Genomic DNA, 10,519 nt, shown 5'->3' with positions numbered 1-10,519 from the left:
GTTTATTTATATACGTATACTTAAGATAAGTTGAAAGGTAGTGAATTTAATGGATCATAAAATGGTAGGTTGTTGTACCATAATAGCTATTACAATTGTTCAGTTTTTCTATTTAATTTGGGATATCGTTCTTTTAAGCCCACGGGCTATTTTAATTACCGGCGTGGGTCTACTCATTGAACTTTTTATCATTCGTGTTTTCTTTATTGATCAAGCAAATGAACTATACGATAAAGTTAAGAAAAATTTCTTTTCTTAAAGAACCATTAATTTCATAGTCATATTTTTGATCCTTCCTTTCGATATTTTAAATTGAAGCCATATGAAACCCATCCTCCATAGATTTTTAGGCATAAAAATAGAGCATTAGCAATATCGTGCCCCGTAGGGGGAAATACTCAATTGAGTAAAACACGAGAATTGCCAATGCTCTTTTCATCCCTTATGTGCATGCTAGGGATCATTATCATGACACTTATACCTATCCTTATTTAAGCATCTTCCTCTTCTCATGTGAAGCAATAGCATTATTAAGTAACTGACAATGAAGGGCATGCGGCGCATATCCCTGTATAGCGTCTACAGTGCGGGTGTGAGTATCGCGTTTCCATAGTATAAAGTTATTCAGTGGTAACTTCTCTACCTCCAGAGCAATCACGGTTGTGTAGTCATTATGGATGTAAGACATTTTGGATTGTCAACACTAAACTAGACAATTTTTTTGTGGTGCCTCTGCTTAAACTCAGCCGGACTCAAGTAATCCAGAGAACCGTGAATCCGAATATGGTTAAACCAGTGTACATAATCATGTAATTCTGTGGTTAGCTCAGCAAGACTTTCAAAATGACGTTTCTTTACAAACTCCGTTTTGAAAATTTTAAAAGTAGCTTCCGCAACGGCATTGTCATAGGGACAGCCTTTCATGCTCAAAGAACGTTCAATCTGAAAAGCCTCCAGCGCATCGTCAATGAGCTTATTCTTGAATTCATTGCCTCGGTCGGTGTGGAAGAGCTGAATGTCATTCAGGTTGCCCTTAATTGAAGCCAAAGCACGGTAAACCAGCTTGGCATCCTTATGAGGGCCGGCACTGTAGCCGATAATCTCGCGGTTAAACAGATCTACAAAGAAGCATACGTAGTTCCAATATGAACCCACTCGGACGTACGTCAGATCGCTTACGACGACAGATAGCGCCTGCTCTTGTTCAAATTTTCGGTCCAATACATTCGCTTGCTTGGCTTCATTGCAGCTCGTGGGACGAGGCTTGTACTGGGCGACTGTATACGAGGAAACCAACCCGAGTTCCTTCATGATTCGCCCTATTCTCCGCCTGGATACCGTAAAGCCTTGTTGGTGCAGCTCTTTTTTAATCTTACGCGTACCGTAGTTTTGGCGGCTGCTTTGAAAAATGTCCATAATCAGCGTGGGAAGCTCATCCTCCGATGTCACTTCCACTTTGTTTTCTTCATAATAATACGTGCTTCTAGGGAGTTTTAGGACGTCGCACATGGCTGATACCGAGTATTTATGTTTATTCTGGCGAATGACATTTACTTTCGTCCCATGATCAGCGCGGCTTGCTTTAAAATATCATTCTCCATGAGCAGTTGCTTGTTCTGTTTTCGAAGTTCGATGAGTTCTAATTCCTCTGGAGTTCGGTTGTCTTTCTCTTTGAAGGATCCCGATGCGGAACTCTGTTTCACCCATTTATCTAGCGATGAAGGATTCAAATCATACTCTTGAATGATATCCTTTCGCGGTTTACCACTCTGATAGAGTTGAACCATCTGTGCTTTAAATTCAGCGCTAAAGGTACGTCTTTCCTTTTTATTCATGTCCGTTCGCTCCTTCTAGAGTCCATCTGTAGTCTACTATATTAGACCACAATTTTTCTGTCTAGAAGAGTGTAGCCGATCCATTTCATGCAGCAGCTCCTCTGTTCCCTTAAGACCTAATCTTAGAACAGTTATTAGTGAGATTTGATTTAAAACCGAAAGTAAAGACTTAGAATACGTCTGAAACGATAAGGAAACTCCTATTTTATATTTTTTTCCCCTTTGTAGTATGAATTCGACAGGTGACAAATCATATGTTCCAGCGTCATCAACAGTTAGAAAGCAAGGATGTTCAAAAGTAGATTTTTCGTATAACTCCATCTCAAACGCATTTAAGAATAAATTCCCCAGCAGCTCCCCTCTTTTAAACAATGATGAATGTACGAAAACAATTTTACTGGAGCTAAATACATCTCGAATTCGAAAAGAAGAAGTATTTTTTAGTGTCTTAGATAATTGGCTGTTACTCAAGATTTCCTCAAGGAGATTAACTAGATCTAAATTCAACGTTTCATGTCTCGAAATGACAATCTGAAGACCTTCAAATAGATGTCCCTTTGGGTATGTCGTGGGGACCATAACTCCTTTGTCTTCGTGGTTAAGGTACAAAAAAATATAATTGTTAAAATAGTCTACGATGGAGCTCCACTCGGGATTTCTATTCATATCCGCTATCTCTTGTATTTGATTAACAACATTAGCCAAGTATCGAGGATCAGCATATAGATGAAGCAAATGAGTGAGATTAACATTCTCTTGGAAAAATGCTTTTGCCAATCTGACCATCCACAAGCAGTCGCGCTCCATAAAGCGTCTAACGTTCTCATCAACGGATAAACTAGCTACTAATGCCTTTGAAACGATTATAGGAGCCTGGTCTTCTAAAAGAGGATTCCACATAGAATCATATTCCGGATTACAAGCACTTAAAATGGTCACTTGTGCAGGGGAAATTCCAAGTCGATTCATTTGTTTCTCAGCCCCCCTTAGTAAAGGGTCCTTCTCTTCGACAATCACTATAGAACGTTTCTCACCGCGAGCAATGCAAATCAAGTCATGAGTAATCCTTCTTAACAAGTGAATGGAAGATTTACCAGTCCTCTCTCTTCCGAATAATGCTTCATGACTAAAGCGGTCAGTCTGAGTCAGTAACATGGATTTTGTGCTCCCTTTCTTAAATCCTATATCCATGTTTTGTAACTTTCTATTTCTAAAGAGACTGAACATGAAATCCTCTCCTTGATTCACATATCGTTAAATACAAATAAGCACCTCAAAAAAACCAATAATATGGCTTCTTTGAGGTGCTTCCTCATTCAAAATATTATATTTTCATTATTTATTATAGAACGATATACGTCAAGTAAAGGCATTCTCCCTTCTGATTCATACGTCATATGATCTAATTATGTAAATATGAGTACCTACTTAGACTTTAATAAACCATTCCTGTATCCGTTGTTCCGGCCCCCACTTCTCATTGTATTGGACTTTCTTATAACATATGGAGGGGAATATTACACTACTGTTAATGTTAAGACAATTCAAACCAAGAAGTCGGCTGTCTGTTTTCTATAAATGAGTACAGTTGTGAGAAGAATAAATGTAACATCTCCCTTCCAGATAACAAAATATTCAAAGACACAATTACTTACAATTTGATAATATATAGTTTATACACTGGAGGTGAATAGTTATGAAAAACACTGGAATGACAAGGCCCTTGGATAATTTAGGACGTATTGTGGTCCCGAAAGAGATAAGACAAACTATTGGGATAGATATTGGAAATCCTTTAGAATTTTTCGCTGATGGGGAAGTTATTATCCTTCAAAAGTACACTACTAGAGAATGTGAATTTTGCGGTGCATTAGATACACTATCTTATTATAAGAAAAAGTTCATATGTAAGAATTGCCTTGATGGGCTGCATGGAAAACCCATGAACGAAATCCCGAAAACAGAAGGCCCAAAGCAGTCGCGAACTCCACTGGAAGAAATGATAAAAAGATTAGGCAAGCTAATAGAGAAATATCCTGATAAACCTCAAAAATTTTATGCTGAAAAGTTAGAAATATCACAGGGTCGAGTCTCTCAATTAAAGAAAATGATTTAATTACAATTTATTTTTGAAATAATCATATATTTGTAAATTTAATTGACTGTAAACGATGGATTGTATATATTCGTTATAGGTTATTACAAAAATTTCAAAGAAAACCTTATATATACCTTAGCGTGTAAATTACATTATATTGGGAGGATTTTTGGTATGGAAGAGGTTGATTTGGGAGAGGATATTATTTTTTTGTTGTCAGACCAGCATGTACTAGATAAAGCAGTCGAATTGCTTCGTCTTAAATTTGTTCAACATGAATGGGACGATATAATCGTTATATCTGATCGCCTACACTCCATTTCTGACAAAATCTATAATGATCACCAAAAAGCCCGTTCTTTGAACGAGTCAATTGAATTGGATTCAAAACGACCCTTAGTATTTTATTATGGATTTAGCTACTTAGCCAAAGCAACTGCATTACAAAAAAAGGGACAGTACGATCAAGCTAGAGAGGACATTCTGAAATATTCAGAATTAGGCTGGTTTGCTGGTCTCGACACAGACGGGCTTGAGGAAGTAGAAAGATTTAAGCATTTTGCGGAAGGAAACTTACTAACGAACGATCTTCTATCAGGAAAAACAGAATTGTTAGAAAAGTATATTCAATTTTTGGATGATGATCCTGGGGAAATACTTCCGGGTTTAGTTACAGTTACGGAAACAGCAAATCTACATTCATTAGACATTGATCATATACTTGAGAAGTATTCAAATAATATAGAGGATTTTCAAACATATGAAGAACCCAAAAACCGTTCACATTATTCTAGGTTCTTATACGAATTATCCATTTATCTCATAAAAAAGAAAAAATTCGCTGATGCTATACAACACATATTGTCATTTTTAGTATCACCTTCTACGATTAATAATAAGGCAGACGTCATCAAATTCGTTTCGCTTTTTGAAGCACTCCGAAAATATGCTTCCGCAGAACAAACAGAGCAATATCAAAACATTTTTAAGGAGATGGTACGTAATGAAAAAGGCATTGATCTCAGTGGTTATGATATTCTCGCTCATTAGTGTTGTTATTCCAGTTGCCGGCTTTACGAATGGAAACACAGTTACATCTACACCTTCAAATCACGGCTGGTAAGTTAACCTTGGCACCTCTGAACTCCCCAGAGGTGCCAAGCTTGTTATACGAAGTGGAACCCTAGTTAGTTGACTATTTGATTAAGAATTGGCCAGAAAAGCAAATTGTAACTCTGAATAAAAGGATAGCAAAGTAGTGGCAATATTTGAACTAGGGTAGGAAATTCACATGGAATAGCCTTTCATTAGTATCGAGGCTTCGGTAAGAGATACAATAACTTATCAAGTGAATAATTATGTTCATACTGCTGTATTACATCTTGGAACAAGGAAGCGGCTTCATAAAATGGTGATTTTGTCTCAGTTTTTTTTAGCTTTTCAAGTTCAAATAGAATGAGACCTTTCTCTTTAATCATCTTTTCATCCACACATAACAAGGCGCTTCTTAGCGCATCATTTTGTTTAGTTTTTTGTTGACTCATTTTATAGAAGTTCGAGGCTAGCCAATAGGTTTTATAATTTGTTTGCGCCGGTACCTCATCTTCCAATTTTAGGCACCAATATAGAAGTGGTTCAATATTATCAAGTTTCTTTTCTTCAAGTAATAGTTCTATCCATGAATGAAGATATTCTACCTGAAATGAATCTTTTTCTATAATAGAAAGATAATCACCTTCAAAAAAATCTCGGATTTCAGAATACTTACGTGGATCTATTTGGTATAGTATATAAAAGCATTTGTACATATGTTTAATCGAAGAACTGTCTTTGATTTTTTGATGAAAGGACAGTGATTCGGAAACATAACTAAACGCTCGCTCCTTATCTTCTTGAATCATATATAGAATTCCCAAAGTAAATCTGATTTCCATCAAATAATGTGTATTTTCTTGTGACAGTTTTTCAGCGTTGTGAGCATGATAAATAGCAATGTCTATATACCCAATAAAACTATACAATAGAGCCATATTTAAATATGTATTGTAGCACTGCTCTGCCGACAAGTTTTTATCGGAAAACTCATGCGCGCGTTCCGTAAAACGCAATGCTTCTATAATTTTGTTCTGATTAAATGACCCACAAGCTAATGCATTTAGTGATCTAACTTTATAATGATTCAGGAGCGAGTGATTTCCGGGTATATCAATTATCCTATTGTAAATAACATTAGCTTCGCTTGGATTTCCACCCGAGGTATAAATTTCTGCTTGAGTGAATAATAACGCTGATCGAAGCCATTTTTGTTCTTTTGAATGTAAAGTATTTTTTATTTTATCTATTAATCTTTTGGCTTCATCTATAAGTCCTGCGGTTACAAATTGTTGAGCTAATCCGATATCCGAAGTGTACTTTTCGATTGGGGGTTTAAATAACGCATCATCATTCAGAATGTCAGCTACAGGGATATTTAATGAATTGGCTATAGAGCTAATCTCATATAAGTAGTCTTTATGTATCTTTCCCGTTTCTATAGAAGATATTTTACCTACTGAGATTTTAACGTCTTTAGATAATTTGGCTATACTTAATTTCGCATTTTGGCGTGCCGTTCTAAGATTTATCCCTACCTTAATAGGATCAAAATCTTGATAATTATATATTTTCTTTTCCACATGAGTTCCCCTCTTATAAAAAAATCAAATAGGGACTTACGTCCTATTCTTATTATTATAAACTAAAAATTCACATTAAAGAAGGAGTCTAACAAAATAGCGGAACAATAACAAAGATTCAATTTGTGGATCAGACATAATTCCTGAAAAGACGTAGGAGATATCACAATAAACGCATCGCTATCCTTACATTCTAAGTAGTTAATATTTAGTTAGGTTAACGTTTATAGCGACACACTCACCAAGCCACATCGCCTTAGCATGTAGCTGTTGAGTGTGTCACAATTATAAAAGTGATGTGCTTATTGCTGATTATTCTACAGTCCGCAGCTGTTCTAGTTGTTTATTTACTAACTCCTGCATACGTTTTTTAGACAGTCCCAGATCTTCCAGAGCTTGAGAAACAGCAAAGGGATGAATTTTCTTACCTACTGTTGTTCTGTAGTAATTAAGTGCAAACTTTGCTCTTTTCCGCGCTGTAATATTGCTGCTTACACTTGCTCTACAGAACAAGCTTAACTCCGCGAGTGCTAAAGCCGTTTCTGTTCTAGAAAGTTTGGTCCATATGATATGGTTTTGTCTATCTTGGACACCGGATTGAAGGACCTGCTCAGCGATTTTAGGAAACTTTGAAAGATCAATAGTATGGTTCATGTTAACTTCTCCCCTTCCATCTCCAAAAGGCGTTCATTTGCTAGTTTCTGAAGTAAAAGCTTAGTGATAATCCCAAACGTAGGATTCGGATTGTTCGCATTATCTATCTTATTATGTTCTGCTCATTACCAATTTTCAATTCTCTACAAGAAAATTTATCTAACCTCTCGATAAGGATTCTTTTGAGAGATGTAATTTACCACATTTTCAATTTCTTCATCAGATACATAGGCTGAAACAAGTCGCTGCCTTGGCCCATCTTTAGGTTTAAAGATCATATCTCCTTTTCCAAGTAAATCTTCTGCTCCAGACTCATCTAAAATAACCATGGAGTCATTGCTGGCTGCCACAGCAAATGCTAAACGTACAGGTAAATTAGCTTTTATGTTTGGGGATAAAAATTGCTTTGTTGGTCTTTGGGTAGCTATTACCATATGAATGCCTGCAGCACGAGCTAGTTGAGACAAACGCTGTATTTGTGCCTCTACGTCTCCAGCAGCAGTCATCATAAGATCTGCCAACTCATCTATAATGAGTACAATATACGGCATTTTAGATGCATTCGGATTTCTTTGAATCATTTGTTCGTTGTAGGACTGAATATTTCTAACACCCAAATCTGCAAAAAGATCATATCGTTTATCCATTTCATTGGTTAAGGATTTAAGCGCCATAATGGCCCTCTGAGGATCAGTTATGATAGGACAGAACAAATGCGGTAATTTTGCATAAACCGACAGTTCGACCTTCTTAGGATCGATCATGACAAATCGCAATTCACTAGGCTTCAAGCCATAAATCAAACTGATAATCAAAGCATTGAGAAATACCGATTTACCAGCTCCCGTTTCTCCAGCTATTAATAAATGTGGCATCTTCGCTAAATCAGCAAAAACGGGGTTTCCAACCATATCAACACCAATGGGGAAAAGGAGAGCGCTCCGTTTCAGAAGAAAATCTCGATTATCTAACATGCCTCTTAAATTTACGATATAAGGATTTTTATTAGGCACCTCAATGCCAACGTGATTCGAGCCTGGTATAGGTGAATAAAGTGTAATTCTTTCGGCTTGGAGAGCTGCTTGGAAATTATCTTTATAACGTCTATAATTCGAAATATTTATTTTTAACGTCTCAGGGAGCATTTCATAGCGAACGACCTTCGGGCCATGAGAGACCTTTTTTACTTTAGCAGGCATCTTAATCATAGCTGTAGCAGTTTCAATCCATTCGATCTCTTGGCGGTTGTTCTCTTCTGATTTATGTTGCTCCTGAAACCGAAGTAAAGATGTAGGTAGTTGGAGCACTCTAGGCTCAGGAGACTTAAATTCAATGCCAGCATTAACTTTCATAACAATGGCCGCGTCAAAAAAATCATCAGCATTTTTTCTTTTGAACCCTTTTTTTACTGGTGTTTCGCCCTTATTAAGTAATTGCTGAACGTCAACTTTTGTGATCTCCACGCCGAGAATCAGCTTACTAATCGTGAAATCACAACCAGTAGATTTGTACCCGCTGCAACCAAAAAATTTACCTTTGTCTACAACTAAGGCTGCGTGGCATTTTGGACAATAACCGAGGTCATGCATATTTAAAGTTTTGCGCTGCTGCATCGGCGGTTGGCTGCTATGGCTAGATGTTTCCACACTCGCTGCCTGCATAGTAACAGGTCGAGATTGCGAACCAGCGTAAGCGGATGCCCCGTGTAACTTTTCTTCTTGAGCTGGGTGCTGCATCCCTGAAGCTGTATAATCAGATGGTTGCATTCCAGATGACGACATAAGGTTCTCTGAAATACCTTGTGGTGGCCCTTCCCCATGCGGTCCATTACTGCTGAATGAAGCTAATGTATGATCTGATAAATTACTGAGTGTTTGCAGCGGATTATTAACTTCGTTCATTTGAGTTGTAGTCTGTGTTTTAGCAGGTAGCGATAAATTTGTCCCTTCCACCCGTACTGAATGTAGTGGATTTTGCTGTACTTGCTGCTGAAGGGAATTCACCGGCACACGTGGAAAGCGATTTTGTAACTCTAAAAGATCAATAAGCACTCTCCGTGGTGAAGATCCTAAGTAAGGTCCGATAATTCCGTCCTGTTCCATCCGGTCAATGAGTTTTGCACATTCTGTATAACCACGAACTAAACGTCTCTGTAAAAACGATACACTCGCCTGCCTTGATTGTACAACTTCCGAGATAGCTTTAAAGTATAACTCGTCCTCCAAGTTGCTGAACGCGCTATTGGTACTTGGAGCCGGCGTAGAAGCAGGCTGTGAATGCTGGGAGCCAATTGCAGGTATAGAGGCAGTGGCCTTTCTTTGTAGCCCAGCGGCCTCAGTTGAAGGTGTAAGATAGTCTCTCTCTGCTGCTACATTTGCATGAGGTACTGCACTTTTAACCGAGTCATTTGAACTGGATGCACTCAGTGTGCCAGCAATAGGCGATGAGTGTGAACCAACTGGAAAAGACATATGTTCCACAAACGCAAATCCCTCTTGAACTAAGCGCAAAGTCAAAGCCTTTGCCTCTTCAATAAATTGAGTATAATTTAATTTGCCCAGTCCCACATCACGAAGTTTTTTCTCCCATTGGCCAGTCATTTCTGCACTGGCAAGGATTGATTTCCCGATCGCTTGGATGAGTATTCGACCTTTAGATGTGGAGTATACCATGTTATTTTTGATTTCAATGTAATTTTGTTGTTTAAGTCGTCCAATCAATCCCGAACGCGTAGCTTCTGTGCCTAACCCATCAATGCCTTGAAGTATTTTTTCAAGCTCTTGATTCTCAAGGCTCTTTCCAGCATTTTTCATTAAAGCAATTAGGTCACCTTCGGTGTAGCGTTTTGGAGGTTGAGTCTTACCCTCCTTTGAGGTAGCTTTAACCGTAATTCCTCGTTCTCCAATTACAAGAGGAGGAAGGCTTTGCTCGTCTGAATCTAGGGTCTCCTCTTCATCTTTGTGCTGTCCAGAGAAAAGAACTTTGCGCCATCCTTCCTGGACTGTGACTTTCCCCTTGGTAACAAAAGAAAATTTCCCATCCACGTAAGTTATGATTTCCGTGTAATCAAAAATTGCATTTTCGGAATGAGCTGCAATTAAAGAGCAAGCAATTAGGTTATAAACATTTCGTTCTCGTTCATTCAGATCTGAAAGTTGTGGTACATTTTCTGTTGGTATTAATAGGAATAGGTAATTTTCTACTTCGGCATTACCCGTTAAGTGTACTCATTTTCCCCTCCTCCACACTGTACGTGA

General features: G+C 37.8%; 8 protein-coding genes. 3 read left to right on the top strand and 5 right to left on the bottom strand.

Annotation, left to right across the window (positions count from 1 at the left end):
• Positions 1–49: 49 nt before the first annotated feature.
• Positions 50–259: a hypothetical protein gene (locus QD47_RS28015; RefSeq protein WP_044649206.1), complete on the top strand. Its 210-nt coding sequence runs from the start codon at positions 50–52 to the stop codon at positions 257–259.
• Positions 260–708: 449 nt separating this feature from the next.
• On the opposite strand, the gene QD47_RS28010 is transcribed toward QD47_RS28015, so the two are convergent.
• Both QD47_RS28010 and QD47_RS28000 read right to left on the bottom strand, forming a co-directional pair.
• Positions 709–1,835 (bottom strand): IS3 family transposase gene (locus QD47_RS28010; protein WP_152643896.1). Its coding sequence is split into 2 segments (ribosomal slippage): positions 709–1,586 and positions 1,586–1,835, totalling 1,128 coding nucleotides; the frame shifts between segments, so codons are not numbered across the junction.
• 36 nt (positions 1,836–1,871) lie between these two features.
• Entirely contained in the window at positions 1,872–3,062 is a 1,191-nt protein-coding gene (locus QD47_RS28000) for a type IV secretory system conjugative DNA transfer family protein (protein WP_044649203.1), read from the bottom strand.
• Between the two features lie 469 nt (positions 3,063–3,531).
• On the opposite strand from QD47_RS28000, the gene QD47_RS27995 reads away from it, so the two are divergent.
• Together QD47_RS27995 and QD47_RS27990 are read left to right on the top strand one after the other, a co-directional pair.
• The gene (locus QD47_RS27995) at positions 3,532–3,951 is read left to right on the top strand and encodes an AbrB/MazE/SpoVT family DNA-binding domain-containing protein (RefSeq protein ID WP_044649202.1); all 420 of its coding nucleotides are present in this window, start codon (positions 3,532–3,534) and stop codon (positions 3,949–3,951) included.
• 156 nt (positions 3,952–4,107) lie between these two features.
• The gene (locus QD47_RS27990; RefSeq protein WP_044649201.1) at positions 4,108–4,983 is read left to right on the top strand and encodes a hypothetical protein; all 876 of its coding nucleotides are present in this window, start codon (positions 4,108–4,110) and stop codon (positions 4,981–4,983) included.
• 257 nt (positions 4,984–5,240) lie between these two features.
• Here QD47_RS27990 and QD47_RS27985 read toward each other — a convergent pair whose 3' ends face one another.
• From QD47_RS27985 to QD47_RS30335, 3 genes are all read right to left on the bottom strand, one after another.
• Positions 5,241–6,608, bottom strand: coding sequence for a helix-turn-helix domain-containing protein (locus QD47_RS27985; RefSeq protein ID WP_044649200.1), 1,368 nt, complete (start codon positions 6,606–6,608; stop codon positions 5,241–5,243).
• Between the two features lie 312 nt (positions 6,609–6,920).
• Positions 6,921–7,262: a hypothetical protein gene (locus QD47_RS27980; RefSeq protein WP_044649199.1), complete on the bottom strand. Its 342-nt coding sequence runs from the start codon at positions 7,260–7,262 to the stop codon at positions 6,921–6,923.
• A 155-nt stretch (positions 7,263–7,417) separates the two neighbouring features.
• Complete coding sequence (locus QD47_RS30335) at positions 7,418–10,441, bottom strand: DNA translocase FtsK (RefSeq protein ID WP_082067338.1); 3,024 nt, start codon at positions 10,439–10,441, stop codon at positions 7,418–7,420.
• Between the last annotated feature and the right edge of the window lie 78 nt (positions 10,442–10,519).

The organism is Paenibacillus terrae (assembly GCF_000943545.1).
Lineage (GTDB): Bacteria > Bacillota > Bacilli > Paenibacillales > Paenibacillaceae > Paenibacillus > Paenibacillus terrae_A.
The sequence above is the reverse complement of the archived record's forward strand: the minus strand, read 5'-3'. Positions and strand labels throughout refer to the sequence as shown.

Excerpts from the sequence above, each read along its gene's own strand:
- QD47_RS28015 (WP_044649206.1), top strand. The coding sequence starts at position 50 with ATGGATCATAAAATGGTAGGTTGTTGTACCATAATAGCTATTACAATT.
- QD47_RS28000 (WP_044649203.1), bottom strand. The coding sequence starts at position 3,062 with ATGTTCAGTCTCTTTAGAAATAGAAAGTTACAAAACATGGATATAGGA.
- QD47_RS27990 (WP_044649201.1), top strand. The coding sequence starts at position 4,108 with ATGGAAGAGGTTGATTTGGGAGAGGATATTATTTTTTTGTTGTCAGAC.
- QD47_RS27980 (WP_044649199.1), bottom strand. The coding sequence starts at position 7,262 with ATGAACCATACTATTGATCTTTCAAAGTTTCCTAAAATCGCTGAGCAG.
- QD47_RS27995 (WP_044649202.1), top strand. The coding sequence starts at position 3,532 with ATGAAAAACACTGGAATGACAAGGCCCTTGGATAATTTAGGACGTATT.